This window comes from Marilutibacter maris, from assembly GCF_003233695.1.
Classification (GTDB): Bacteria; Pseudomonadota; Gammaproteobacteria; order Xanthomonadales; family Xanthomonadaceae; genus Marilutibacter; species Marilutibacter maris.
On the sequence record NZ_CP029843.1, the window covers coordinates 1321092 to 1346769 of the forward strand.

The 25678-nt window shown below is 69.3% G+C and carries 19 protein-coding genes; 6 read left to right on the top strand and 13 right to left on the bottom strand.

Features of this window, described 5'->3' with window-relative positions:
- Window positions 1–23 precede the first annotated feature (23 nt).
- Both C9I47_RS05835 and C9I47_RS05840 read right to left on the bottom strand, forming a co-directional pair.
- The gene (locus C9I47_RS05835; protein WP_111265919.1) at window positions 24–671 is read right to left on the bottom strand and encodes an exopolysaccharide biosynthesis protein; all 648 of its coding nucleotides are present in this window, start codon (window positions 669–671) and stop codon (window positions 24–26) included.
- Window positions 655–1989 carry a hemolysin family protein gene (locus C9I47_RS05840; protein WP_111265920.1) on the bottom strand — a complete coding sequence of 445 codons (1335 nt, stop codon included), beginning with the start codon at window positions 1987–1989 and terminating at the stop codon, window positions 655–657. Before C9I47_RS05840 ends, C9I47_RS05835 begins: the two co-directional genes overlap by 17 nt.
- A gap of 354 nt (window positions 1990–2343) precedes the next feature.
- On the opposite strand from C9I47_RS05840, the gene C9I47_RS05845 reads away from it, so the two are divergent.
- Together C9I47_RS05845 and C9I47_RS05850 are read left to right on the top strand one after the other, a co-directional pair.
- Window positions 2344–2970: a DUF47 domain-containing protein gene (locus tag C9I47_RS05845; protein ID WP_111265921.1), complete on the top strand. Its 627-nt coding sequence runs from the start codon at window positions 2344–2346 to the stop codon at window positions 2968–2970.
- Between the two features lie 134 nt (window positions 2971–3104).
- Window positions 3105–4232 (top strand): inorganic phosphate transporter, encoded by a 1128-nt coding sequence (locus tag C9I47_RS05850; RefSeq protein ID WP_111267988.1) that lies wholly within the window; start codon window positions 3105–3107, stop codon window positions 4230–4232.
- Between the two features lie 183 nt (window positions 4233–4415).
- Here the strand turns inward: C9I47_RS05850 and C9I47_RS05855 are convergent, their stop codons facing one another.
- Complete coding sequence (locus C9I47_RS05855) at window positions 4416–4826, bottom strand: hypothetical protein (RefSeq protein WP_111265922.1); 411 nt, start codon at window positions 4824–4826, stop codon at window positions 4416–4418.
- Window positions 4827–5006: 180 nt separating this feature from the next.
- On the opposite strand from C9I47_RS05855, the gene C9I47_RS05860 reads away from it, so the two are divergent.
- On the top strand, window positions 5007–5342 hold the full coding sequence (locus C9I47_RS05860) for an MGMT family protein (protein ID WP_111265923.1): 336 nt from the start codon (window positions 5007–5009) through the stop codon (window positions 5340–5342).
- 65 nt (window positions 5343–5407) lie between these two features.
- Window positions 5408–6067, top strand: a complete 660-nt coding sequence (locus C9I47_RS05865; RefSeq protein WP_111265924.1) for a rhomboid family intramembrane serine protease — start codon at window positions 5408–5410, stop codon at window positions 6065–6067.
- Window positions 6068–6179: 112 nt separating this feature from the next.
- Here C9I47_RS05865 and C9I47_RS05870 read toward each other — a convergent pair whose 3' ends face one another.
- The 3 genes from C9I47_RS05870 to C9I47_RS05880 form a co-directional block, all read right to left on the bottom strand.
- Entirely contained in the window at window positions 6180–8195 is a 2016-nt protein-coding gene (locus tag C9I47_RS05870; protein ID WP_111265925.1) for a M13 family metallopeptidase, read from the bottom strand.
- Between the two features lie 226 nt (window positions 8196–8421).
- Window positions 8422–10518, bottom strand: coding sequence for a M13 family metallopeptidase (locus C9I47_RS05875; RefSeq protein WP_111265926.1), 2097 nt, complete (start codon window positions 10516–10518; stop codon window positions 8422–8424).
- 158 nt (window positions 10519–10676) lie between these two features.
- Entirely contained in the window at window positions 10677–12071 is a 1395-nt protein-coding gene (locus tag C9I47_RS05880) for an MBL fold metallo-hydrolase (protein WP_111265927.1), read from the bottom strand.
- A 58-nt stretch (window positions 12072–12129) separates the two neighbouring features.
- Here C9I47_RS05880 and C9I47_RS05885 point away from each other — a divergent pair, with 58 nt between their 5' ends.
- Together C9I47_RS05885 and C9I47_RS05890 are read left to right on the top strand one after the other, a co-directional pair.
- Window positions 12130–13101 carry an aspartyl/asparaginyl beta-hydroxylase domain-containing protein gene (locus C9I47_RS05885; protein ID WP_111265928.1) on the top strand — a complete coding sequence of 324 codons (972 nt, stop codon included), beginning with the start codon at window positions 12130–12132 and terminating at the stop codon, window positions 13099–13101.
- 322 nt (window positions 13102–13423) lie between these two features.
- Window positions 13424–14743 carry a DEAD/DEAH box helicase gene (locus C9I47_RS05890; protein ID WP_111265929.1) on the top strand — a complete coding sequence of 440 codons (1320 nt, stop codon included), beginning with the start codon at window positions 13424–13426 and terminating at the stop codon, window positions 14741–14743.
- A gap of 34 nt (window positions 14744–14777) precedes the next feature.
- On the opposite strand, the gene C9I47_RS05895 is transcribed toward C9I47_RS05890, so the two are convergent.
- The 7 genes from C9I47_RS05895 to C9I47_RS05925 form a co-directional block, all read right to left on the bottom strand.
- Window positions 14778–16400 (bottom strand): CHASE2 domain-containing protein, encoded by a 1623-nt coding sequence (locus tag C9I47_RS05895; protein WP_190238620.1) that lies wholly within the window; start codon window positions 16398–16400, stop codon window positions 14778–14780.
- Window positions 16397–18019, bottom strand: a complete 1623-nt coding sequence (locus C9I47_RS05900) for a FecR family protein (RefSeq protein WP_223250297.1) — start codon at window positions 18017–18019, stop codon at window positions 16397–16399. Before C9I47_RS05900 ends, C9I47_RS05895 begins: the two co-directional genes overlap by 4 nt.
- Before the next feature lie 208 nt (window positions 18020–18227).
- Complete coding sequence (locus tag C9I47_RS05905) at window positions 18228–20051, bottom strand: DUF885 domain-containing protein (protein ID WP_223250298.1); 1824 nt, start codon at window positions 20049–20051, stop codon at window positions 18228–18230.
- Window positions 20052–20122: 71 nt separating this feature from the next.
- Window positions 20123–21907 (bottom strand): DUF885 domain-containing protein, encoded by a 1785-nt coding sequence (locus tag C9I47_RS05910; RefSeq protein ID WP_407067514.1) that lies wholly within the window; start codon window positions 21905–21907, stop codon window positions 20123–20125.
- Window positions 21908–22111: 204 nt separating this feature from the next.
- Window positions 22112–22888, bottom strand: coding sequence for a queuosine precursor transporter (locus C9I47_RS05915; RefSeq protein ID WP_111267991.1), 777 nt, complete (start codon window positions 22886–22888; stop codon window positions 22112–22114).
- The gene (locus C9I47_RS05920; protein WP_111265932.1) at window positions 22879–23556 is read right to left on the bottom strand and encodes a DUF502 domain-containing protein; all 678 of its coding nucleotides are present in this window, start codon (window positions 23554–23556) and stop codon (window positions 22879–22881) included. Before C9I47_RS05920 ends, C9I47_RS05915 begins: the two co-directional genes overlap by 10 nt.
- 55 nt (window positions 23557–23611) lie before the next feature.
- The gene (locus C9I47_RS05925) at window positions 23612–25618 is read right to left on the bottom strand and encodes a bifunctional serine/threonine-protein kinase/formylglycine-generating enzyme family protein (protein ID WP_111265933.1); all 2007 of its coding nucleotides are present in this window, start codon (window positions 25616–25618) and stop codon (window positions 23612–23614) included.
- Between the last annotated feature and the right edge of the window lie 60 nt (window positions 25619–25678).

The window sequence follows — 25678 nt, forward strand, 5'->3', positions numbered from 1 at the left end:
GTACGGCCGTCCGCGCGCAGCGGTCAGGCGGTCATGCCGATCGCGCGCAGACCGTCGGCGGCCATCGCCGCCAGGCTGCCCGACAGCACGCCGAACACCGCGATCGCCACGGTGCCGGCCAGCCAGGCCACGCCCATCAGGCGGCCGTCGCGCTCCAGCAGCGCCAGCGCGAACATCAGCAGCAGCACCCCGAACAGGTAGTTGGTGAACGGGATCGGCAGCGACAGCAGCAGACCCAGCAGCATCACCAGCAGGCCGCTGACCGCGCTGGCGAGGCGCCGGTCGAGCAGGAACGAGGCGCGTGGGCGCACCACCCGCTCCAGCCGCGACAGCCACGGCGAGAGCAGGTTGCGGAAGCGCACCATCGAATGCCGGGTCGGGCCGCGGCGGGCGATGAAGCCCGGCAGCCAGGGCTTGCGCAGCCCGATCAGCAACTGCGCGCCAATCAGGATGGTGAGCGGCCCGCTGACCGCGCCGCCTACGCCCGGGATCGGGATGAAGGCGGGCAGGGTGGCGACGAACAGCAGCATGCCGAACGAGCGCTTGCCCAGGCCGGCGAACACGTCGCCCAGGCGCAGATGGGTGTCCGGGTCGCCGACCGCGAACGCATCCAGCAGGGCGCGGGTACCGGCTTCCGAGCGCGGCCGCGACGGCTCAGCCGAGGGTTTCATCGCTGTCCGCATCCAGGTCCGGCAGCGCCTGCAGCAGCAGCTTGTCGATGCGCGGGCCGTCCAGGTCGACGACCTCGATGCGCCAGCCGTCCCAGTCGAGGTACTCGCCGACGTGGGGGATGCGCCCGAAGTGGTTGATGACCATGCCCGCCGCGGTGTGGAAGTCCGGTTCCTCTTCGACCGGCAGGCGGGCGCCGTCGATCAGCTCGCGCAGATCGTCCAGCGGCAGGCTGCCGTCCAGCAGCCAGGTGCCGTCGGCGCGCTGCACCACCGGCGCCTCGCTGTCCTCGGACTCGCTGGCCTGGATGCGGCCGATCACCGCGCCGAGCAGGTCGTTGACGGTGACCAGGCCGGTGACGTCGCCGTACTCGTCGACCACCAGCGCGATCGACTGCTGTTCCTCGCGGAAGATCTCCAGCAGTTTGAACGCGTGGGTCGACTCGGACACGAACAACGCCTCGCGCAGGCGCTCGAACAGCCGCGGTGGACCGGGCTGCTGCAGCGACTCGAACAGCGACTTGGTCTCCAGGATGCCGAGCACCTCGCGGTCGTCGCCCCTGTACACCGGGTAGCGGGAGAACGGCGTCTCGCGCATCTGTTCCAGGTTCTCGGCGACCGCGGCCTCCGCGTCCAGCCAGGCGATCCGGGTGCGCGGGGTCATCAGGCTCTCGGCGGTGCGGTCGCCGAGGCTGAGCACGCGGTAGACCATCTTGCGCTCGTCGGCGTCGATCACGCCCTGCTCGTGGCTCTCGCTGACCAGCAGGCGGATTTCCTCTTCGCTGATCGAGCTGCGCGCGTCGTTTCCGATTCCAAACAGGCGCAGGATCCCGCGATTGATCACGCCCAGCGTCGCAACCACCGGGCGAGCCAGGCGCGACAGCGCGTCGAGCGGGATCGCGACAGCGCTGGCGATCGCTTCGGGGTTGGTCAGGGCGAGGCGTTTGGGAACCAGTTCGCCGAAGATCACCTGGCCGGCGGTGATCAGGCCGACCGCCGTGCCGATGCCGATCGGGCGGGCATACTCCGTCGCACCCGGCCACATGTCCTGCAACGAGCCGGCGATCATCAGGCCGATCGACTCGCCGCCAAACAGGCCGGTCAGGATGCCGATCAGGGTGATGCCGACCTGCACGGTGGACAGCAGGTTGTCCGGGTGTTCGGCCAGCGAAAGCGCGACCCGGGCGCCGCGATGGCCGCGATCGGGGGCTTCGGCCATCTGCTTCAGGCGCAGCTTGCGCGAGGTGACCAGAGCCATCTCCGACATCGCGAAGAAGCCGTTCAGCGCGATCAGGGCCAGGACGATCGTCAGTTCCAGCATGTCGGCGCCCTCCGGTCCGGCAGGGAGGCGGCGGTCAGGGGCCGCGGGGGGAGGGGCATGCTGCTACTGGAAGGTTCCGGGTCGTCGTCCATTTCAGATAAGCGTCTGGGGTCGAAGTGTCGCCGCCGATATTAGCAGGCTCGCCTTAACGGGCCGGGGGCCGGCAGGCCCGCCCCCCGGTGCGCAGGGCGGGCCGATTCGGGTCGCGGCGGGGACTCCAGGACTGCGGGAAGGTCACAAAACGGTCATAATTCCGCCTGCCAACGCGGCGCGGTCCGTCGCGGCCCCTGCTGTGCCCCCTTTTCGAACCCTCGCCCTGGCCCGCCAGGGTCGCGACCACGAGGCTCCTGACGCATGTTTTCCCTGCAAACCATCTTCGGCCAAGGCAACCAGTTCTATTCCCTGCTGGAGGAAGCGGCGGTCGCCGCCCACGACAGCGCCAAGGCCCTGCACGCGATGCTCAAGGAAGCCGACCGTCAGCCGGCGCTGGACGCGTTCAAGCTGGCCCGCCAGCGCGAGCGCGAGGTGTCCATCCAGCTCAGCCAGGAACTGGTCGACAGCTTCATCACCCCGATCGAGCGCGAGGACATCGAGTCGCTGGCGTCGGCCCTGCACAAGATCCCCAAGCAGGTCGAGAAGTTCGCCGACCGCTACGCGCTGGCGACCCAGCACCTGGAGCACATCGACTTCGCGCCGCGTGCGGCGATGCTCGAGCAGGCGGCCTCGGTGGTGGTGAAGATGGTCCACCAGCTGCGGCACCTGAAGCTGGAGCCGATGAAGGCGCTCAGCGATGAGCTGCGCGCGCTGGAGAACGACGCCGACCGGCTGATGCTGGAGCTGTACCGCGACATCTACTCGGGCAAGCTCGATCACCTGCAGATGTTCCTGCTCAAGGAGTTCTTCGAGATCCTGGAGAAGGCCATCGACCGCTGCCGCGAGGCCGGTGTCGTCGCCTACCAGATCGTCCTCAAGAACTCCTGAGGGGAGCGCACGATGTCTTCGATCATCCCGGCCCGGCCGGCGCGGGTACCGGCGACGCCGGTCCGCATCGCCGCCGCTTCCGTGTTCCGCGCCCATCCGTTGTCGCAACCGCCGGTCCGGGCTGAGGGGGCGTGATGCTGACACTGGTACTGATCGTCATCCTCGCCGCGCTCATCTTCGAGTACATCAACGGCTTCCACGACACCGCCAACTCGATCGCCACCGTGGTCGCGACCAAGGTGCTGTCGCCGATGCAGGCGGTGGGACTGGCCGCGAGCATGAACCTGATCGGCGCCCTGCTGGGCACCGCGGTGGCCAAGACCATCGCCTCCGGCCTGATCGACGTCGGCGTGGTCGAGGTCGGCTCGCAGATGATCCTGTGCGCGCTGATGGGCGGCATCGTCTGGAACCTGATCACCTGGTGGCTGGGCCTGCCGTCCTCGTCCTCGCACGCGCTGATCGGCGGTCTCTGCGGCGCCGCGCTGGCGGCGGCCTCGAACAACTTCCACGCGATCATCTGGTCGCAGCCCAAGGAGCCGCTGTACAAGAGCGCCGGCGTGCTGTGGAAGGTGATCGTGCCGATGGTGACATCGCCGGTGCTGGGCTTCGTCGCCGGTTTCCTGGTGATGGGGCTGCTGTTCTTCGTGATCTCGATGATGGCGCGCAGCGGCGGCCTGCTGGCGCGGTTGGCGCGGCCGCGCTGGGTCAACAGCCTGTTCGGCAAGGCGCAGCTGGTCAGCGCCGCCGGCATGGGCCTGGCGCACGGCATGAACGACGCGCAGAAGACCATGGGCATCATCGCCCTGACCCTGTTCAGTGCGCAGTCGGTGGGCACCCTCGACGACCTGCCGGGCTGGCTGGCCTTCCTGCATCCGTCGGACGAGGCGATGGCCACCCAGGGCATCGATCTGTGGATCAAGATCACCTGCGCGCTGGTGATGGCGGCCGGCACCGCGGCCGGCGGCTGGCGGATCATCAAGACCCTGGGCCACAAGCTGGTCAAGCTGCATCCGATCCACGGCTTCGCCGCCGAGACCAGCGCATCGGCGGTGATCTTCGCCGCGTCCTCGCTGGGCATTCCGGTCTCGACCACCCACAACATCTCGTCCGCGATCATGGGCGTGGGCACCGCCAAGCGCTTCAACGCGATCAAGTGGACCGTGGTCGAAAAGATGATCTGGGCGTGGATCCTGACGATTCCCGCCGCCGGCGGCATCGCCTATCTGTTCTTCAGCCTGATGCGGGCGATGGGCTGGGCTTGAGGCGATAAGTGAGTGGAGAGGAGTGAGGAGTGAGAGGAAGAGCGCTTTCGCTTTTCTCCCGCTTCTCACTCCTCGCTCCTGACTCCTTGCCCTTGGGGCGAGAAGTGAGTGAGCAGAAGTGAGCAGTGAGAGGAGAGGTGCTTTTCTCTCACTTCTCGCTCCTCGTTCCTGACTCCTGCTTTCTCAGTAAAGATCGCCGCCGGCGGATAGGGTCCGCTCCATGCGGTCGCCGACGCCGCCGATCTCCAGGATCAGGCGATCGATCTCGGCCGCGTCCAGGCCCTCGTAGGGCCGGTTCTCGCACAGTTGCAGGTGCGGCACGCCGTCGAGGTCGCCGATCGCCAGGTAGCCGACCCGGCTCTGCCAGTTGAAGACCAGCGCCCGACGCATGTCGAGCCCGGTAATCGGCGCCACCGCGGTGCTGACCCTCAGGTAGGGGCGGCCGTCGTCGTCGTCCAGCTCGGACAGGAAGATCGCCTGATGACGTCGGCCCTGTTCCAGCGACAGTTCGATGCAGACGACATCGACGTCGTGCTCGGTCAGGCGATAGCCGGCGGCCTTGAGGTGACGGTTGATGGATTCGAAATTGCGCACGGAGCAGCTTCCTTTGCAGTCAGGGTCGTATGCTACCGCTTCGTTCATGATGCGGTCGCCCCCGCCAGCGGCGGGTGAAGGTCGCGGGTAGGCCCCGCATCGGTTTTCGTGATCGCGTCCGCGCCCCGCGGAATCGCCGTCGGGCAACCGCGGACGCGACCGCGCTGCAGGAGTGGAAGGATGGACAGCGAAGAGGCGGCCCGGTACATACATGCGGCGATCCGGGCGATACCGCGCGGCGAGGTCGCCGGCTACGGCGAGGTCGCGCGTCGCGCCGGCCTGCCCGGGCGCGCGCGCCTGGTCGCCCGCCTGCTCAGTCACAACGACGACCCCGACCTGCCTTGGCATCGGGTGTTGCGCTCCGACGGCCGGATCGCGCTGCCGGAAGGTTCCGCCGGCTATCTGGAGCAGTGCCAGCGGCTGCGCGCCGAGGGCCTGCGGGTGGTCAACGGCCGGGTGCTCGGCGCCAGGACGCGGGCGACGGTCGACGAACAGGTCTGGGGACCCGCGGACTGACCCCGGCACGGGCGGCGGGAGCGCGGCGTTGCCGTTACCATGTGCGTTCGTATCCGGGAGCCGCGATGTTCTCCAACCTTCCCCCGATCACCAAGGCGCTGCTGATCGCCAACGGCCTGGTGTTTGTGCTGCAGCAGTTGCTGGGCGAGGCCACGTTCTACCCGTTCGCGCTGTGGCCGCCCGGCAGCGACGGCATCTATGGCGACGCGAGCGGGTTTCTGCCCTGGCAGGTGCTGACCTACGGCTTCATGCACGGCAGCTGGGCGCACCTGTTCTTCAACATGCTGGCGTTGCTGATGTTCGGTGCGCCGCTGGAGCATGTCTGGGGCAACAAGCGCTTCCTGAACTACTACCTGGTCTGCATCGTCGGCGCCGCGCTGTGCCAGATGCTGGTCGGTATCTGGACCATGTCCCAGGGCGGTTTGCCGTATCCGACGGTGGGCGCGTCCGGCGGCGTGTTCGGCCTGCTGCTGGCCTACGGCATGCTGTTCCCGAACCAGCGGGTGATGCTGCTGATCCCGCCGATTCCGATGAAGGCGCGGACCCTGGTGATCGTCTATGGCGTGATCGAGCTGCTGCTCGGGGTCAGCGGGCGGCAGCCCGGCGTCGCCCACTTCGCCCACCTGGGCGGGATGCTGTTCGGTTGGCTGATGATCCGCTACTGGCGCGGCCAACCGCCGTTCGGGGGCGGGCGCAAGCCGCCGGGACCGCGCCGGATCCACTGAGCCGGGTTTACCGGGGCATCCCGCTGGCGCATCCCGTGCCTCGCGGCGGGGGCTGAAACGAAAACGGCGCGGTTTCCCGCGCCGTTTCCATGTCCGTCGGTGACGGCGCCGCTCAGGGCAGGATGGTGATGCGATCGTCGGGCTTGTGGCGCATCACCGCGCCGACCCGGCAGCCGTAGGTCGCGCCGAATGCGTCCAGGTTCGACAACGGGCCGTTGGTCCGCCACTGGCCGGGCGCGTGCACGCTGGTCGACGCCCGCCGGGTCGCCGCCTCGGCGCTGAGCTGTTGCGGCCACAGCGAGGCCCAGGCGCCGAAGAAGGACTGTTTGGCCTCCTTGCCCGGGTTCGTCTCGGCGGTGTTGAAGGTCGCCCAGGCCAGCTCCATGCCGGCGATGTCGGCGATGTTCTCGTCGACGGTCTGCTGGCCGTTGACCTTCACTCCCTGCAGGGCCGGATAGGGCAGGGCCGAGTACTGCGCGGCGACGCGGTTGGCCAGGGTCTGCCAGCCGGTGTTCTCGGTCGCGGTCCACCAGTCGCGCACTTCCAGCTTGTCGTCGACCAGGCGGCCGCGGTTGTCGAAGGCATGGCTGAGCTCGTGCCCGACCAGGGCGCCGAACGAGCCGTACAGCCAGGCCGCGTCCTTGCCGAGGTCGAACACCGGCGGCTGCAGCATCGCGGCGGTGATGATCAGGCGGTTCTGGGCGATGTCGTAGGCCAGGGCCGGGGTCTGCGGCATCACGTCCCAGCGGCGGCTGCCGGTGTCGCGGCCGATCCGGGCCATTTCCGAACCGTGGCGCCAGGTCGAGGCGATCAGCATGTTGCCGCCGAAGCTGCCGCGGCCCATCGGCTGCACGGTGTAGTCGAGGTCGCGCTTGGGCACGCCGACCTCGACCTTGAGGTTGTCGAGCTTGGCCATCGCCACCGTCTTGGCCGCGGCGCTGAAGCGGGCGTTGCGTTCCATCGCCGCACGCAGCGAGGCCTTGACCTGGGCGACGATCTGCTCGGCGCGGGCCTGGTTGGCCGGGGTCAGGTAGCGGTTCGCGTACTGGCGGCCGAGCATCGGTCCGGCGGCGAGGTTGATCGCATCGAGCACCTGCTGCTGGCGCGGTGCCGGCGCGCTGCGGCCTTCGAGCACGCGGCCGCGGAAGTCGAAGCTGGCGTCGCGGAAGGCCTTGGACAGGTACGGCGCCATCGCATCGCCGACCCGCCACTGCAGGTAGGTCTTCCACTGCGCCGGCTTGAGGTCGTCGACCAGCGTGTCGAGCTCGGCGAACAGGGCCGGATTGGCGATCGAGACGGTGTCGTCGTCGACCCCCTGCACTTCCAGGAACTCGTCCAGGCGCAGGTGGCGGTACTGCTTGTCGAGCCCCTCGAGCGGGACCGGACGGTAGTTGTTGCGCGGGTCGCGCAGGTCCATCAGCGGACGCGAGGCGGCGGCGATCCGGGTCTCCAGGGCCAGCACCTGGGCGGCTTCGGCCTGCAGCTTGTCGGCCGGCGTGCCGGTCAGCGCCAGGATCTGTTCGATGTACTTGCCGTACTGGGTCCGCACGGTCTGCGCATCGGCGTCGTTGCGGGTGTAGTAGGCCGGATCGGGCAGACCGGTGCCGCCCTGGCTGAAGTAACCGATATGGCGGTTGAGGTCGGCCAGGTCGGCGTCGGGACTGAAATTGAACGCCACCGGGATGCCGACCTGGTGCAGGGCGGCGATCGCCGGCGCGACGTCCTTGCTGCGGCGGATCGAATTGATCCGGTCCAGCAGCGGCGCGATCGGGTTGGAGCCGTCGCGCTCGACCGCGGCCTCGTCCAGGCCGCTGGCCCAGAAGTCGCCGAGCAGCTTCTGCACGTCGTCCTGCGGCGACTGCATCGCCGCCTGCAGCAGGTCGAGTTGCTGCTGGCGCGCGCGTCCGGCCAGTTCGCTCATCGCCGAGACCTCGCCGACGCCGCTCGACAGCGGGTGGGCTTCCAGCCAGTCGGCGTTGGTGTTGCCGTAGAAGTCGGCGCAGGCGACCGGGGGCCTGGCCAGCGCGGCGGGCGCGGCGATCGCGGCGGTGAGGCCGAGCGAGAGTGCGCAGGCGAGCGGGCGCAGCTGGAACGGGAGTGAGAGGCCAGGGAAACGCTGACGGGTCATTGCGGATTCCATGCAGAGGATCGGCGGAGTGTAGCAAGCGCCCATGTCGACGCGGGACCGGTCGGGGCGCCGCTGGCGACTTCGTGCCGGCGGCCACAATGGCGCAGTGACGGCGGTTGCAGCACCGCTCGGCGCGGGGCGCGCGCACAAAAAAGGCCCGGCGTGAGCCGGGCCTCGGGGGCAGGGCGGAGGCGGGCTCTTCGGGAAGCCCGCTCGGCGGTGCCGATTACCAGATCACGACCTGGTCGTCGCCCTGGCGGACCATCGGCTGGCCCGGCTTGCATTCGAACGCGGCGGCGAAGGCCGGCAGGTTCGACGGTGCGCCGATCGCGCGGAAGTTCGCCGGCGCATGCGGGTCGGTGGCCAGGCGCACCTTCAGCTCCTCGGGGGTGAAGTTGCGGCGCCACACGGTCGCCCAGTTGGCGAAGAAGCGCTGGTCGCGGGTCATGCCGTCGATCATCGGATCGTCGCTGCCCTCGGTGGCCGCCTTCATCGCATCGTAGGCGGTCGCCAGGCCACCCAGATCGGCGATGTTCTCGCCCAGGGTCAGCTTGCCGTTGACGTGCTCGTCGTCGTTGGCCTTGTAGCCGTCGAACTGCGCGACCAGCTTGTCGGTGAGGCCGCTGAAGCCCTTGGCGTCGGCGTCGCTCCACCAGTTCTCGAAGTTGCCGCTGGGTCCGAAGCGGCTGCCCTGATCGTCGTAGCCATGGGTCATCTCATGGCCGATCACCGCGCCGATGCCGCCGTAGTTGATCGGCTCGTCGGCGTCGGGGTCGAAGAACGGCGGCTGCAGGATCGCCGCCGGGAACACGATCTCGTTCTGCAGCGGGTTGTAGTAGGCGTTGACGGTCTGCGGGCTCATGCCCCATTCGGTCTTGTCGACCGGTTCGCCGACCTTGGACAGCTCCCACTTGTAGTTGAACTCCATCGCCGCCAGCACGTTGCCGATGTAGCTGTCGCGGCTGGTCTGCAGGCCGCTCCAGTCGCGCCACTTGTCGGGGTAGCCGATCTTCGGGGTGAACGCGGCCCACTTCTCCATCGCCTTGGTCTTGGTCTCGTCGCTCATCCAGGCCAGGTTCTCGATCCGGACCTTGAGTGCGTCGCTGAGATTCTTGACCAGCTCCTGCATGCGCGCCTTGGAGTCGGGCGAGAAGGCGACGTCGACATACAGCTGGCCCAGCGCCTCGCCGGCGCCGTTCTCGATGCTGCCGAGCACGCGCTTGCCGCGCTCCTTCAGCTCCTTCTGGCCGCGCAGGGTGCGGTTGTAGAAGTTGAAGTTCTCCTCGACGAAGGCGTCGGACAGGTACGGCGAGGCGCCGTCGACGGCATGGAATCGCAGGTAGCTGCGCCACTGCTCGGCCGGCACGTCGGACAGCATGCGGCTGACTTCCTCGTGGAAGGCCGGCACCGCCAGCGAGAACATTTCCGGCGCCTGCAGGCCCTGCGACTCGAAGAAGCGGGTCCACGGGAAGTTCGGCGCCAGCTTGTCGGCGTCGGCCGGCGAGACCGGGTTGTAGTAGATCGAAACGTCGCGCGACATCTCCTCCTGCGACTTCGACACCGAAGCCAGGCGCTTCTCGAACGCGACCACGTCGGCGGCCTGCTTGGCGGCGTCCTCGGCGGACACGCCCGACAGCTCCAGCACCTTGGCCACGTGCTCCTGGTACTTCTGCAGCTTGTCGGCCTTGTCGGCGTCCTCGTAGTAGGTCTTGTCGGGCAGGCCCAGGCCGCCCTGGAAGGCGTAGGCGATGTTCATCGTCGAGTTCTTGAAGTCGGCCTCGGGGCCGAAGCCGAACACGTAGAACTGGCCCTTGGCGGCGCTGGCGCGCAGGAAGTCGGCGACCTTGTCGCCGCTGTCGAGCGCGTCGATCTCGGTCAGGGTCGGCTTGATCGGCTCGATGCCCTGGGCGTTGATCTTGTCCGCGTCCATGCCGGTGGCCCAGAAGTCGCCGACGATCTTCTCCACGCCGTCGGCGCCGGTGTCCTCGGCGGCCTGCTCGGCGATCTGGCGCTGCACCGCCAGCGAACGCTCGGCTAGCATCTCGAACGCGCCCCAGGAGGTGCGGTCGCCGGGGATGTCGTTGGCGGCCAGCCACTTGCCGTTCACGTAGCCGCCGAAATCGGTGCAGGCGTCCTTGCCGGTGTCGAGGTCGCCGGCGCTGAAGCTGTTGACCGGCGGCAGCTTGCTCTCGTCGAGGGTGATGCCCTTGGCATCCGTGGCCGCGTCGGCGGAGGCGGCCGGGTCCTCGGTCTTGCCGCAGGCCGAGACGGCGGTGGCGATGGCGAGGGACAGCAGCAGGACTTTGGGTGTGTTGATGGTCACGGTGTACTCCGACCTTGCGAATGCGGGAAATGGCGGTGCCGGACCGGAAGCGCCGGGGGCACATCGCTTTCACCATAGCCCCGCCCCGGTGGTGACCGAAGGTGTCGAAGGTCATGGGCGCGGCGATCGGGCCGGGTGCCGAAGGCCCTGCCGGGGGCTCACAGGGCCAGGCTGTCGCCGGGCAGGGGCAGGTGGGCGGACACGCCCAGGCGTTGGCCCAGCTCGCCGGCGAGGGCCTCCCGCGCGCGCTCCTCGCCATGCACCAGGGCCAGCGACGGGTGGGTGCCCGCGGGGCCGAGGGGCGGCCCGATCCGGGCGAACCAGTCGATCAGGGCCTGCTGGCCGGCGTGCGCCGACAGGCCGCCGACGGTGTGGATCTGGGCGTTGACCCGGTAGTCGCGGCCGTGGATGCGGACCCAGCGGGCGCGGTCGACCAGGCGCCGTCCGAGGGTGCCCTCGGCCTGGTAACCGACGAACATCACGTGCGCCTCGCGGCGTCCGAGGTTGTGTTTGAGGTGGTGGACGATCCGGCCGGCGGTCGCCATGCCGCTGCCGGCGACGATGATCGCGCCGGAGCGGATCCGGTTGATCGCCATCGATTCCTCGGCACTGGCGGTGAAATGCAGGTTGGGCAATCGCAACGGCGCGATCGGCGCGGCCCAGGTCTCGCGGGCGCGGGCGTCGAACAGTTCCTGGTGGCGCTGGTAGACCGCCGATACCCGCGCCGCCATCGGGCTGTCGAGGAAGATCCGCCAACGCTCCATGTTCCAACGGTCCCAGTGGCGCGCGAACCAGTACAGCAGTTCCTGGGTGCGGCCGACCGCGAAGGCGGGGATCATCACGTTGCCGCCGTCGCGCCAGGCCGCGTCCAGGATCTCGCCGATCTCGGTGACGGTCGCCGGGCGATCGCGGTGGTCGCGGTCGCCGTAGGTCGACTCCATCAGCACCAGGTCGGCCTGTGCGATCGCCGCCGGGTCGCGCAGGATCGGTGCGCCGCGGGGGCCCAGGTCGCCGGAGTAGACCAGGGTGCGGCCCTGCGCGCGCAGCTCCAGCACGCTGGAACCGAGGATGTGCCCGGCCTCGCGCAGGGTCAGCTCGACGCCGGGCAGGATCTCCTCGGGGCTGTCGTAGTCCAGCGGTCGCAGCAGTTCCAGCGCGGCCTCCACGTCGGCGCGCGAAAACAACGGTACCGCCTCGGGTTCGCCGCGCCGGCGCCTGCGATTGAAGCGTTCGGCCTCGCCCTCGGCGATCGAGGCGGCGTCCAGCAGCATGATCGGCAGCAGGTCGGCGGTCGCGGCCTGGGCCAGGATCGGGCCGCGGAAGCCGCGCCGGACCAGCAACGGTACCCGGCCGACATGGTCGATATGGGCATGGCTGAGTATCAGCGCGTCGATCGCGCCCGGCTCGAACCCGAAGGCGTCCGCATTGCGGGCCTCGGCCGTGGGGCTGCCCTGGATCATGCCGCAGTCCAGCAGCAGGCGGTGCCCGGCCACGTCCAGTTCGTGCATGGAACCGGTCACTTCGCCGGCCGCTCCGTGGAAACGTACCCGCATCGCAATCGTCCGGATTATCGACGTTCCCGAACAGTAGCAGGCCGGCGGCGCTTGCGGCATGTCAGACTGTGGCCCTGCGGAACACGAGGCGGGGACGGCGTTGGGCGGCATCGAGGACGGGTTCATCCAGCAGATCGAAGCCGCCGGCGACGTCGCGGCGGTGGTCGCGGCCTGCCGTTGGCTGGAGGCGCGCGGCGGGACCGGGCCGTTCGACCGTCAGCGCCTGCAGGCACGGCTGCCGGAGCTGCTGCACCGGCACCTGGCCGGGGTCTGCGAGCATCCGGGATTCCGGCTCTGGCTGGATGTCTATTTCGGGCGCCGTCCGGCCGCGTTCCGGTCGCCGCTGCAGCAGCCCAGCTATCTGTACTACCCGGCACTGGAGCCGCGGGCCTGGTTCGACGCCGGCAGCATGCCGGAGCTGGCCCCGCTGGAGGCCCGGATTCCGGCCTTGCGCGAGGAGCTGCTCGCGGTGCTGGCCGATGCGGGGGGCTTCTCGCCCTATGTCTCCGCCGAGGCCTCGCGCAGCCCGACCTGGGCCGCCCTGGCCGATCGGCCCGATTGGTCGGCCCTGCACCTGCTGCGGCGCGGGCAGTGGAACCGGGCGCTGATGGCGCGATTGCCGCTGACCGATGCGTTCCTGGCCGAGGCGCCGCTGGCGCAGTGCCCGCCGCACGCGCCGGAGTGCTTCGTTTCGCGGCTCAGGCCCGGGGTCGAGCTGCCGCCGCACCATGGCCTGTCCAATATCAAGCTCACCGTTCATCTGCCCGTCGACCTGCCGCCGTCCGGCTGCAGCATCACCGTCGCCGGCGAGACCCGCTGCTGGGAGTACGGCCGTTTCCTGGCCTTCGACGACTCGTTCCTGCACAGCGCGGCCAATCTTTCCGGGCACGAGCGCACGGTGCTGATCTTCGACGTCTGGCATCCGCGGCTGGCGGACCCGGAGCGGCGTGCGCTCGCCCACGCGGTTGCGGTCCTGGACGAGGTGCAGACGACGATGGCTCGGATCGACGGCAAGGCTTCCGCAAGCTGACCGGCGGCGCATGCGGCGCTGGCGCGGTGCGGGCCATTCGCGTAGAGTGCCCCGCGTACAGCGTACGGTGACCGCCCGCAAGGGCACGTTTCCCAGGCAAGTCCGCTGCGCCTTCCGGTCCAGACCGGTCCACCTCCCGATACGCGGACGCGTAGGGGGTGGACGCAGCCACTCACTCCGCACGTCCTTCGTCGCGCTGACACGGCATGGAGCGTCCATGCCGTCACCGAACAACCTATGCACGATCATTCGCAGCGCGGCTTCAGGGAAGGCTCCGGATGACCACCGCACCTGTGTGCGGCACGCATTTTTGGAGCATTGCATGTCTTTCGAATCCCTCGGGCTCGCGCCCGCGTTGCTGCGCGCGTTGTCCGAACAGGGCTATACCTCGCCGACGCCGATCCAGGCCGAAGCGATCCCGCTGATCCTGGACGGCCACGACCTGCTCGGCGGCGCCCAGACCGGCACCGGCAAGACCGCGGCTTTCAGCCTGCCGCTGCTGAACCGCCTGTCCAAGCAGACCCCGGCGCGCGGCCCGCGCAAGCCGCGCGTGCTGGTGCTGGTCCCGACCCGCGAGTTGGCCGTGCAGGTGCACGACAATCTGCGCGGCTATGGCCGTCATCTGCAGGTCGCGAGCTGCACGATCTTCGGCGGCGTCGGCATGGGCCCGCAGGTCGACGCGCTGCGTCGAGGCGTCGACGTGCTGATCGCCACCCCCGGCCGTCTGATCGACCACATGGAGCGCGGCAGTGCGCGTCTGGACGGCATCGAGGTGCTGGTGATGGACGAGGCCGACCGCATGCTCGACATGGGCTTCCTGCCGGCGATCAAGCGCATCCTCGGCAAGTTGCCGCGCGAGCGTCAGACCCTGCTGTTCTCGGCCACCTTCGAGACCCAGCTGAAGGCGCTGGCGCTGGAGTTCATGCGCGATCCCAAGCAGGTGCAGGTGGCGGCCAACAACACCATCGCCGAGACCATCGCCCACCGGGCCCACCCGGTCGACGCCGAGCGCAAGCGCGACCTGCTGATCGACATCCTGGCCGAGCGCCACACCGACCAGGTGATCGTGTTCGGCCGCACCAAGCACGGCTGCAACCGGCTGGCGGAACAGCTGGAGAAGTCCGGCATCCGCGCGGTCGCGATCCACGGCAACAAGAGCCAGGCGCAGCGGCAGAAGGCACTCAACGCGTTCAAGGCGGCCAAGGCGCGGGTGCTGGTCGCCACCGATGTCGCCGCGCGCGGCCTGGACATCCCGAACCTGCCGCTGGTGATCAATTTCGATCTGCCGATGGTGGCCGAGGACTACGTGCACCGGATCGGCCGTACCGGCCGCAACGGCGCGCAGGGCGAGGCGCTGTCGCTGGTTTCGCACGACGAGGGCGGACTGCTGCGGCAGATCCAGCGGGTGCTGAAGAAGGACGTCGAGCTGGCGGACTTCCCCGGTTACGCGCCGAGCCAGCCGCTGCGGCTGGATGTCCCGCTGCCGAACCCGCGCAGCAAGCGCGGCGGCGGTGGCGCGCGCAAGCCGGCCCATCGCCCCCATGCCAAGCCGGCGCCGCGGCATGCCCATGCCGGACCGAAGCCGGGGCGTGGCGAACGCAGCGGCCGCAACCGCCGCCGCAGCGGTCAGGGCTCCGCCTGAGTCGGGGCCGGGGATCGCGGAGGCGCGTCGCCGGTCATGCCGGCGACGCCAGCATGTAACCGTCGCGACCGTTCTGCTTGGTCCGGTACAGCGCCGCGTCGGCCTGTTCCAGCATCGTCCGCGGTGAGGTCGCCGCGTCGGGAATGCAGGTGCAGATGCCGATGCTCAGGCCGGCGGGCACCGGCTGTTCGCGCATCATGGCCAGGATGCCCTCGGCGATCCGGCCCGCGCCCGCGGCCGGGGTATCCGGCAGGACCAGGGCGAACTCGTCGCCACCGAAGCGCGCGGCGAGATCGCCGCTGCGACGGGCATGGCGCGCGATCGCCTGGGCGACCTGCATCAGCAGGCGGTCGCCGGCCAGGTGTCCCTCGCTGTCGTTGTAGCGCTTGAAGTGGTCGACATCGATCAGCAGCAGCGACAGCGGCGACTGCGCCCGCCTGGCGGCGGCGATCCGGCGCTCCAGCACGGCGTCGAAGTGACGGCGGTTGGCGAGCAGGGTCAGGGTGTCGAAGTTGGCCTGCCGGCGCCAGTGCAGCAGGTGGCGTCCCATCCACAGCAGGTGGGTCGCGGCGACCACCATCGCGGCCGGCATCGGCGCGAACCAGGTGTTGCCCAGCCGCATCATCGCGATGCTGATGGCGAACACCACGCCGACGCCGGCGAACGCCGCCGACAGCGGCCGCATCACGCCCGGGGACAGCGACAGCAGGGTGCACAGGAACACCAGCAGGCCCACGATCGCCGCCTGCGGCAGCGGCGCCAGCGGCACGATCGCGCGCTGGTGCAACAGCATTTCGATCACGTTGGCCTGGTATTCGACGCCGTTCATGGGCAGACCGGACATCGGGGTCCGGAACCCGGGCGCGATGCCGGTCGCGGTGACCCCGACCACCACCCAGCGGTCGCGCAGGGCGTCGTCGGGCACGCGGCCCTCGAGCACGTCGATGTAGGACAGCTCGGGGAAGCTGCCGGGCGGACCGGCGTAACGGATCCGCACGCGGTGATCCCGAATCCACTGGTACGGCGAACCGTCCAGCCCGGTGGGGCGGCGCACGCCGGGCACATCGGCGCCGATCGCGGTGGGGTCGAGCTGCAGCAGCGCCAACGCCAGTGCCGGCCAGCGCGACTGGCCCAGGCCGGCGTGCAGGTACAGCTCGCGCGCCGAGCCCGTCGGCTCCAGTTCCACGTCGGTATGGCCGATCGCCGCCACCCTGGAGGCGATCACCGGGTTCGGCAGCACCTCGATCGGCGGTCCGCTCTGGTTCTGCATCGTGGCGATGACCGGCAGCACCACCCGGCCGTTGCGTTCGATCGCTTCCGCCAGGCGGACATCGTTGGCCGGATCGATGCGATCGGGTTCGGATAGGATCAGGTCGAACGCGATGCCGCGCACGCCGCTGTCGCGCAGGCGGTCGAGCAACTGCGCATGGACATTGCGCGGCCACGGCCACTGGCCGATCACGCCGAGGCTGCGGTCGTCGACCGCAATCATCGCCACGTCGTTGCCGATCGGGTATCCCCAGTGCGACGCGTGCAGGTCGTAGAACAGGTTGTCGGCGCGATGGGTGACGTCGCCGAGGCTGAGCGCGGCCGCGACGGTGGCGGCGATGGCGGCCAGTGTCGCCCGCCACGCCCACGGCAGCCCGTTTTCGTTCACAACACCAGCAGGAGCAGCAGCGCACCGGCACCGGCGCCGTAGCACAGTCGGCAGGGGAACCTGGCCTCCTGCACCGGACCGAACGGGTGGGCATAGCCGTCGTCGTCGAGCAACTGCACCCGGATGTACCAGCGACCGCCGTGCGGGCGGTCGAGCTGCAGCTGCGGGGTGTCGACCTCGCGATCGACGAACGGGTCGGCGAAGTCGGGCTTGCGCGCGATCTGCACGCGGTACCGCTGTCCGGGCGCGCCTTGCTGCCATTGCAGGGTGACCTGGCCGCGTTCGGCCTGGGTCTCCAGTCCGGGGTCGACCGGCTGGTCGCTGATCTCGAACGACAGCACGTCGCCGAACGGCCCCTGGCGCCCGTCGGCGTCGCGCGATGCGATCCGCCACCAGTAGCGGCCCGGCGCCAGGTCATCGTCGGCGCGTTTCCGGGTCTGACGGACCACGTTGTCGCTCAGGAGCCGGTCGAAGGCGGGGGCGTCGGCGATCTGGAGCACGGCCTCGCTGGCCTGCTCGGGGCGGGTCCATTCGAAGCGCGGGCGAGGGTGATGGACGACCTGGTCGGCGCGCGGACTGATCGTCAGCGGCGCTGCCGGCTCGGCGTTGAGGGTGAAGGTCCGGATCGCGTCGTGACCCTGCAGGCCGTGGGCATCGACCGCGCGCAACAGCAGCCGGTGCTCGCCCGCCGGCAGGTCGTCGATGCGGATCGAGGTGGCTTCGGTGATGGCCTCGAACAGCTGCACTTCCTGCTCGGCTTCGCTGACGACCTCGACCTGATAGGCGTCGGCGCCAACGGCGGCGGCCCAGGCGAGCTTGATCGGCAGCGATTGCAGGGCGGAACCGGCCTCGTCGATGACCGGCGCCGGCGCCAGTTCGAGCACGGCACCGGGAGCGCCACCGCCGGCCAGGGCGCCATGGCCGCGGCGCAGCAGCACGTCGCCGGCCTCGTCGCGATCGACATGGACGGTGCCTTCCAGCACTTCGGTCCGGTCCGGCCGGCCATCGCTGCCGGCGCCCACGCGGAAGCGGGTGCCGCGGACGCTGGTGGTCGCCGACGGCGTCTGGATGATGTAGTGCGATGCCGGTCCGGTGGCCGGCTTGACGTGGTTGGAGGTGCCGCCCCGGATCAGCCGCAGCCGGGTGTCGACCATGCCGGTGGCGCCGTAGGCGCTGAGCTTGTCGAACTCGATCCGGCTGTTGGCCTGCACGAGCAGTCGCGAGCCGTCGGCGAATTCCAGGGTCGCGCTGGCGCTGTCGCCGGTCTCCAGCCAGCCGCCGATGGTCAGGCCCATGCCTTCGCTGGCATTGCCGGCCGGGTCGTTCGGATTGGGCCGGGCGCGCACTTCTCCGCGCAGCGCGACCAGCCGCGCCGGCACCGGGCCGACCCGCAGCCATTCGACCGGGATGCCGAGCCTGGAACCGGGCGGCAGACGGTACGGGTCGACGATCGCGTTGTGCATCTGCAGACGCTGCCAACCGACATCCGTGCGCAGGTAGCGCGCGCTCAGATCCCACAGGGTATCTCCGGGGCGCACGCGGTAGTTCCAGTCCGCGGCGGCGGCGAGCACCGGCAGCAACATCAGCAGAGGTGCGAACAGACAGGTCGATTGGATCAAGAGACGTCGGCGCCGGTTCCCGGTCGATGCCGTCGTGGTGCTACAGCGCATTGGAACTCCCTGTCAGACGATGCCCGTATGGCTGGCTGGCCCCTGCATTTCTGCCATACCTGTCACAATTATGCAGGGTTTTGGCCGACTTATCCCCAGGAAAAAGCCGGGTCCGAGGGTCGGACCCGGCTTTGCCGGTTTCTGAACAGGGCGTCGTTCAGCTTTGTTGAGAGGCGATCCAGCGGTCGACCTTGGCTTCCAGCACGTCCAGCGGTACCGCACCGTCCTTCAGCACCTCTGCGTGAAAGCCGCGGACGTCGAAGTTGTCGCCCAGGGCCTTCTCGGCGCGCGCGCGCAGCTCCTTGATCTTCAGCTCGCCGATCTTGTAGGCCAGCGCCTGGCCCGGCCAGGCGATGTAGCGCTCGGCCTCGGCGGTGGACTGGGTCAGGCTCTCGGCCGAGTTCTCGCGCATGTAGTCGATCACCTGTTCGCGGGTCCAGCCCTTGCTGTGCAGGCCGGTGTCGGTGACCAGGCGGATCGCGCGCCACAGCTCGTTCTGCAGGTAGCCGAAATAGCTGTAGGGATCGGTGTAGACGCCCAGGTCCTTGCCCAGCGACTCGGCGTACAGGCCCCAGCCCTCGGTGAACGCGGTCTCGCCGCCGAAACGGCGGAACGCCGGCACGTTCTCCAGCTCCTGCTGCAGGGCGAGCTGGAAGTGGTGGCCGGGAATCGCCTCGTGCAGGTACAGGTCCTCCGCGTCCCAGGTCTTGCGGGTCGGCAGGTCGTAGGTATTGACGTAGAAGATGCCCGGGCGGCTGCCGTCCTCGCTTGGCGACATGTATTCGCCGCCGGCCGCGGACTGGGCGCGGAACGGCTCGACCGGGCGGATCTCGAACGGCGCCTTCGGGGTCAGCGAGAACTGCTCGGGAATCTTCGCGTCGATCTTCTCTTCAAGCGCCCGGTAGTGGGCCAGCAGGGCTTCCTCGCTGTCGAAGCTGAAGCGCGGATCGTTCTGCATGAACTTGAAGAAGTCCTGCAGCGAGCCCTCGAAACCGACCTCGACCATCACCTTGCGGATCTCGTCGTGGATGCGCGCGACCTCGTCCAGGCCGATCTGGTGGATCTGCGCCGGGCTCAGGTCGCTGCTGGTGCTCTGACGCGCGTTGAACGCGTACCAGCTCTGGCCGTCGGGCAGCTTGTCCAGGCCGACGCTGTCGCGGGTCGCGGGCAGGTACTCGTCGTTGATGAAGGCGCGCAGCTTGCGGTAGGCCGGCATCAGCCGGTCGGCGATCAGGGCGCGGTAGGCCTCGGTCAGACGCTGCTTGTCGGCGTCGGAGAAGTCCTCCGGGAAGTTCTTGACCGGTCCCCAGAACAGGGTGTCCTCGGGCTTGTCCTTGATCAGCGCGTCCAGCTGCGGAATCACCTTGACCATCAGCGCGCGCGGCTGCACCACGCCGGTCTCGATGCCCTGGCGCATGTTGGCGATGTCGGTGTCGAACAACACCGGGAACCGGTCGGCGCGCTTGAGCCAGTCCTCGTAGTCCTTGACCGTCTTGAACGGCTGCAGGCTGGTGCCGGAGCCGAACTGGGCCGCATAGGTGGCCAGGCTGCCCATCTGGTTGATCGGCATCATCCAATCGGGGTATTCGAGGCCGTCGAGGGTCTCGCGGGCGTCGCCGACGAAGATCTCGTAGTTCAGCAGGTCCTGGCCCTGCAGGCCGTCGCTGCCGACCGCTTCGACCTTGGCCAGCCAGTCGCGGGTGAACTGTTCCGAGCGCTGGCGGTACTCGACCGATCCGAAGTCGGGCAGCTCGGCGTTGTAGCGCGGGTCGCCCTGGAAGGTCGCCATCACCGGATTCAGTTCCAGGAACGCCTCCCAGTAGTCGGCGTAGATCTGATTCAGACGCTCGGCGCGGGCGGACGCGTCCTCGGCGGTCGCCGCGGGCGCGGTGGTGTCGTGGCCGGCGGGCTTGCTGCAACCGGCGACGGTGGTGAGCGCCGCGGCGACCGCGACGGCGAGCAGGATGGGGCGAAGCGTCACGGGGACCTCCTTGGTGTGGGAGCCGGTGGCCGGCGGGTGCCGGCCGTGTCCGGGTGGAACTTACAGGCGCATCAGCCGCGCCGGGCGGCGATCCAGCGGTCGATCTTGCCTTCCAGCACATCCAGCGGCACCGAGCCGTCCTTCAGTACCTCGGCGTGGAACGCGCGGATGTCGAAGTCCTCGCCCAGCGCCTCCTCGGCACGGGCGCGCAACTCCTTGATCTTCAGTTCGCCGATCTTGTAGGCCAGCGCCTGGCCCGGGATCGCCATGTAGCGCTCGGCCTCGGCGGTGGCCTGGGTCTCGCTCTCGGCCGAATTCTCGAGCATGTAGGCGATCACCTGTTCGCGGGTCCAGCCCTTGCTGTGCAGACCGGTGTCGACGACCAGGCGGATCGCGCGCCACAGCTCGTTCTGCAGGTAGCCGAAGTGGTTGTAGGGATCGGTGTAGACGCCCAGGTCCTTGCCCAGCGACTCGGCGTACAGGCCCCAGCCCTCGGAGAATGCGGTCTCGCCACCAAAGCGGCGGAACTTGGGCAGTCCGGTCAGCTCCTGCTGCAGGGCGAGCTGGAAGTGGTGGCCGGGAATCGCCTCGTGCAGGTACAGATCCTCCGCGTCCCAGGTCTTGCGTGTCGGCAGGTCGTAGGTGTTGACGTAGAAGATGCCCGGACGGCTGCCGTCCTGACTCGGCCGCATGTACGAGCCGCCGGCCGCGGACTGGGCGCGGAACGCCTCCACCGGGCGGATCTCGAACGGCGCCTTCGGAGTCAGCGAGAACAGCTCGGGAACCTTGCGGTCGATCTTCGCTTCCAGCCCGCGGTAGTAGGCCAGCAGGGCCTCCTCGCTGTCGAAGCTGAAACGTGGATCGCTCTGCATGAACTTGAAGAAGTCCTGCAGCGAGCCCTCGAAGCCGACCTCGGCCATCACCTTGCGGATCTCGCCGTGGATGCGCGCGACCTCGTCCAGGCCGATCTGGTGGATTCGCGCCGGGCTCAGCCCGGTGGTGGTGGAGTTGCGCGCGCGGTAGGCGTACCACGCCTCGCCGCCGGGCAGCGCGTCCATGCCGGAGCTGGCGCGGGTATGCGGCATGTACTCGTCGACGATGTAGGCGCGCAGCTCGCGATAGGCCGGCATCAACCGCTCGCCGATCAGCGCCGCGTATTCCGCGCTCAGGCGCTGCTTGTCGGCCTCGGAGAAGCCCTCGGGGAAATTCTTGATCGGCCCCCAGAACAGGGTGTCCTCCGGCTCGTCCTTGATCAGCGCGTCAAGCTGCGGCACCACCTTTTCCATCAACGCGCGCGGCTGCACCACGCCGTTGCGCACGCCGATCTTCATGTTGGCGATGGCCTGGTCGAAGATCGCCGGTATCCGCGAGGCGCGCTTGTTCCAGTCGTCGTAGTCCTGCACCGTCCTGAACGGTTGCGCGCCGGTGCCCGATCCCAGTTGCACCACGGTCGAGGCGAGGTTGTAGAACTGGTTGATCGGCTGTTGCCAGGCCGGGAACCGCTCGCCTTCCAGTTCCATCTTCGCGTCGCGCACGAAGATCTGGTAACTCAGCAGGTCCTGGCCCTGCAATCCTTCCGGACCGACGTCCTCGACGGTCTTCAGCCAGCGCGCGGTGAAGTCGTGCGACTGGCGGCGGTAGTCCTCGGACAGGATGTTGGGCAGGCGGTCGTTGTAGCGCGGGTCGCCCTGGAAGGTCGCCGCCAGCGGGTTCAACTCCAGCATCTGCTCCCAGTACTGCTCGTACAGCGCATCGAGCCTGGCCGCCTTGGCGCTGTCGGAGGCGGATGCGGCGGCGGTTGCCGGCACCAGCGCGGTCTGGGCGGCGCTGGCGGAAGCGGGCGCGAGGCCGGCCATCGCGACGGCAATGGCCAGGGCGACGGTCAATGGGGTCCGGGCGGGGGGCATTCGGGGCTCCTGTGGCGGGTGGCCGGGCAGTGGTGGTGGCGCCCGCATGGCCGGTACACGGCTCGGGACGGGACACGCAATGCTCCAGCATCGGGATTGCGCCGGGGACGGGCATGGGCCTTTGGTCATGCCGACCGGGCGGCGGGGCATCGCTCAGGCGCTGGCCTGTCCGCGCAGTTCGGCGGCGCGTTCGCGCCCCAGATAGCCGGTGATGCCGGCCCGAACCAGATAGATCAGCGGGATCAGCGCGAACGCCGCCAGCATCTTGTAGCCGTAGTTGACCGTGCTGACCGCCAGGAACAACGAGGTCGGCCACTGCTGCGGGCCGAGCACGAAGGCGATGTAGAGAACGACGAAACTGTCGACCAGCTGCGACACCGCGGTCGATCCGGTCGCGCGCAACCATACCCAGCGCTCGCCGGTGGCGCGGCGGATGCGGTGGAACACCGCCACGTCGATCAGCTGGCCGAGCATGAACGCGACCAGCGAGCCGCCGATCGTCCACATCCCCTGTCCGAACACCGCCGCGAACGCGGCCTGGTAGTCGGGCACGCCGCGATCGGCGGCGGCGCCGACCCACCAGTCGGCCGGGGCCAGCGAGATCGCCGCGAACGCGAACACGAAGCCGTAGCAGATCAGTCCGGCCGCCAGCCAGGAAATGAAGCGCACGCCGCGCTGGCCGAAGAATTCGTTGATGACGTCGGTCATCAGGAACACGATCGGCCACAGCAGGGTGCCGGCGGTGAAGCTCAGCGAACCGCTCTGGCCGAACAGGTCCCATTGCAGCGGCGCGATGCCGAGCGTGTCCTCCAGGGCGAAGATCTTGACCCCGATGAACTCGGCCAGCGCGGCGTTGACGCAGAAGAACGCCGCCAGGCCGATGAACAGCCGGGTCGTGCGGTCCTCCAGTACCGGCCCGCTCAGCGCGATGTCGGCGCCTCCGGAGCCGCCGTCGCGGGCGGGCTGAACGGAATGCTTTCCGGCGATACCGCGCCGCCGGAGATGATGAAGGCCATCGCCTGGTCGACGCTCCAGTCGGTCGGGGTGATCTTCTCGACCGGGACGATCTCCAGGTAACCGGAGGTCGGGTTGGGCGTGGTCGGCACGTAGACCGCGGCCAGTTCGCGGCCGCTGCCGTGTTCCTTCAGCACCCGGGTGACGAAGCCGATCGATTTCATCTCCGTGTGCGGAAAGTCGACCAGCACGACCCGCTGGGTACCGTCGGGCTTGGTCTGCAGGATGTCCAGCAGCTTGCGCGCGCTGCCGTAGACCGTGCTGGCGAAGGGGATCCGCTCGATCAGCGACTCCATCCAGCGCAGCATCCGCTGACCGAACACCCGCCGCGCCATCACCCCCGACAGCAGGATCACGCCCAGCGTCGCCAGCAGGGCCAGCGCGGTCTGCAGCCAGGGGTCGTCGACCCAGCCCAGCGTGTGCGGCGCGCTGGCCGCGACCTGCCCCAGCAACGGCGCCACGAAGGGCTTGCTCACGTCGGTCAGCAGGACGAACACGAACTTGATCACGACCCAGGTCAGCCACAGGGGCAGCAGGGTCAGCAGACCGGTGAGGAACAGCCTTTGCAGGGTATGGATGCGCATGTCCGGATTGTACGGGCGCGGCCGTGTACCGGCGCGTTGCCGCGCCGGAACGGCATCAGTTCTCGCGGATGAGGCGGAAGCCGACGTCGTCGAAGCCGCGCGAGGACTGCAGCAGGCGGGAGCCGTCGTTGCTGCGCCAGGAGCGGCCATCGACCCGGCGTTTGTTGCAGTCGCGGCCGCAGTCGCGTTGCCACAGCGACAACTCGCGGCCACTGACGACCGCGGCGGTCGCGCGCGACTCGGCCTGGGTCGGGATCCGGTACTTGTGTCCGCTCTGCTGGCTCAGCCACAGCGCATAGGCCTCGGCATCGACCATCGAGACGCAGACCACCGGCGAGTTGCCGTTCTGGTCGAAGCCGGGCGAGCGGTAGTCGCGGGGCGCGAGGACCCGCAGCAGCGATCCGCGTTCGCGGCACAGGCTAGGCTTGCGGCCGGTGGCCTCGGCGAACCGGCTGTAGTCGGCCACGGTGACCGGACGGCGCTGCAGTCCGGAACCGCCTGACGCGGCCGCCCCGGGTTCGGGCTCGGCCGCGGCGGTCGTCGCCGGCTGTGCCGACCTGGCGTGCTCGGCCAATCGCGCCGATTCGGCCGAGGGCACGCCGAAGTCGGGGGCGAGCGCCGCGATCCGGGTCGCGGAGGCGCGGTCGTTGCCGGCGATCGAGGCATCGATCCGGGCGGTCAGCGCGGCGCCGACCTGATCTTGTTTTTCCTTCAGCAGGGCCGGTTCCAACTGCCCGACCTGGGCGGTCAGGGCATCGATATGCTGCTGGTAGTCGCGGGCGCGGTCGAAACGACCGCCGCGCAGGTTGGACACCAGCTCCCCGGTCAGCGCGCGCGCCAGTTCGTCGGCGAGGGCGTGGACGTTCTCGTTGGCCGGTTCCAGCTGGGCGGCCTCGATCACGCTGGCCAGGGCATTGTCGCCTTCAGGCGCGGTCAGGTTGTGCTCGTCCAGCTGCCGGCGCGCGTTCTCCAGCGCGACCTGCAGCGGCGCCTCGGGCAGCGGGCGCAGCATCGACACGGTCGGGTCGACCACCTCGACCGGCGCGACCGCCTCCGGCTCGGCGGTGAAGAACCCTTCGTGCTCGCTGTTGCCCAGCCACCAGGCCAGCAGGCCGAGGGCCGGCAGCGCCAGTGCCGCGCCGAGGACCAGGGGCGCGTGGCGCGCCAGCGGCGCGGTGGCCTGGCGCAGCAGGGCGTGTCCGGGCCAGGTGCGCCGGGTTTCGATCCGGTCGATGGCCGCGCGCATCTGGGCGACATCCTGGAAGCGGGCGGACGGCGCCTTGGCCAGCGCCCGCTGCATGAAACGCTGCCAGTGACGCAGCCCCAGCGGCAGCTTCGGAATCGGGTCCTGGGCGTGCATCACCGCCATCGACAGCGCGTCGGAGGCGCGGTAGGGCAGTTCGCCGGTGAGCATCTCCCAGATCAGCACCGCGAGACTGTAGAGGTCGGCGCGGCCATCGACCTCTTCGCCGCGGGCCTGCTCGGGCGCCATGTAGGCGGTGCTGCCGACCGCCAGCCCGGTGGCGGTCACGCGCGGCCCGTAACCGCGGCGCAGGGCGATGCCGAAGTCGGCCAGCAGCGGCCGGTCGACGTCGTCGAACAACACGTTCTCGGCCTTGACGTCGCGATGCACGACCCCGTTGCCGTGCGCGTATTCCAGTGCCGACAGCAGCGCGCGGACGATCGAGATCACCCGCGCCTCGTCGCCGACCGCGACCTGCTTGCGGAAGCTGCGCTGGCCAAGGTGGCCGCGTGGCATGTACGGCATCGCGTAGTAGGGCAGGCCGCTGTGGGTGCGCCCGACTTCGTGGATGCCGACCACGTGCGGATGCTCGAGTCGGGCGATCGTGCGCACCTCGTTCTCGAAGCGGCGGCGGCTGACTTCGTCGCCCAGCGCCTGCGGCATCATCACCTTGATCGCGACCTGGCGCGACAGGGACACCTGTTCGCCCAGATACACGGTCGATGCCGAACCGTGGTTGAGCACGCGCACCAGCCGGTATCCGTCGATTTCCGGAAATGGCACTGAACCGATGTCGTTGCTGGACGCGTATGAAGCCATTGCCCGCCCCCTGTTGCGGACTCCAGAGCATACCCAGATCGGATGTCGGGGGAAGGCTTT

What these genes read in the sequence shown, in the direction of transcription:
- C9I47_RS05890 (WP_111265929.1), top strand. Translation starts at nt 13,424, where the DNA reads ATGTCTTTCGAATCCCTCGGGCTCGCGCCCGCGTTGCTGCGCGCGTTG.
- C9I47_RS05880 (WP_111265927.1), bottom strand. Translation starts at nt 12,071, where the DNA reads ATGCGGGTACGTTTCCACGGAGCGGCCGGCGAAGTGACCGGTTCCATG.
- C9I47_RS05910 (WP_407067514.1), bottom strand. Translation starts at nt 21,907, where the DNA reads ATGGCCGGCCTCGCGCCCGCTTCCGCCAGCGCCGCCCAGACCGCGCTG.
- C9I47_RS05845 (WP_111265921.1), top strand. Translation starts at nt 2,344, where the DNA reads ATGTTTTCCCTGCAAACCATCTTCGGCCAAGGCAACCAGTTCTATTCC.
- C9I47_RS05885 (WP_111265928.1), top strand. Translation starts at nt 12,130, where the DNA reads ATGTCAGACTGTGGCCCTGCGGAACACGAGGCGGGGACGGCGTTGGGC.
- C9I47_RS05850 (WP_111267988.1), top strand. Translation starts at nt 3,105, where the DNA reads ATGCTGACACTGGTACTGATCGTCATCCTCGCCGCGCTCATCTTCGAG.
- C9I47_RS05925 (WP_111265933.1), bottom strand. Translation starts at nt 25,618, where the DNA reads ATGGCTTCATACGCGTCCAGCAACGACATCGGTTCAGTGCCATTTCCG.
- C9I47_RS05870 (WP_111265925.1), bottom strand. Translation starts at nt 8,195, where the DNA reads ATGACCCGTCAGCGTTTCCCTGGCCTCTCACTCCCGTTCCAGCTGCGC.
- C9I47_RS05860 (WP_111265923.1), top strand. Translation starts at nt 5,007, where the DNA reads ATGGACAGCGAAGAGGCGGCCCGGTACATACATGCGGCGATCCGGGCG.
- C9I47_RS05840 (WP_111265920.1), bottom strand. Translation starts at nt 1,989, where the DNA reads ATGCTGGAACTGACGATCGTCCTGGCCCTGATCGCGCTGAACGGCTTC.
- C9I47_RS05835 (WP_111265919.1), bottom strand. Translation starts at nt 671, where the DNA reads ATGAAACCCTCGGCTGAGCCGTCGCGGCCGCGCTCGGAAGCCGGTACC.
- C9I47_RS05865 (WP_111265924.1), top strand. Translation starts at nt 5,408, where the DNA reads ATGTTCTCCAACCTTCCCCCGATCACCAAGGCGCTGCTGATCGCCAAC.
- C9I47_RS05920 (WP_111265932.1), bottom strand. Translation starts at nt 23,556, where the DNA reads ATGCGCATCCATACCCTGCAAAGGCTGTTCCTCACCGGTCTGCTGACC.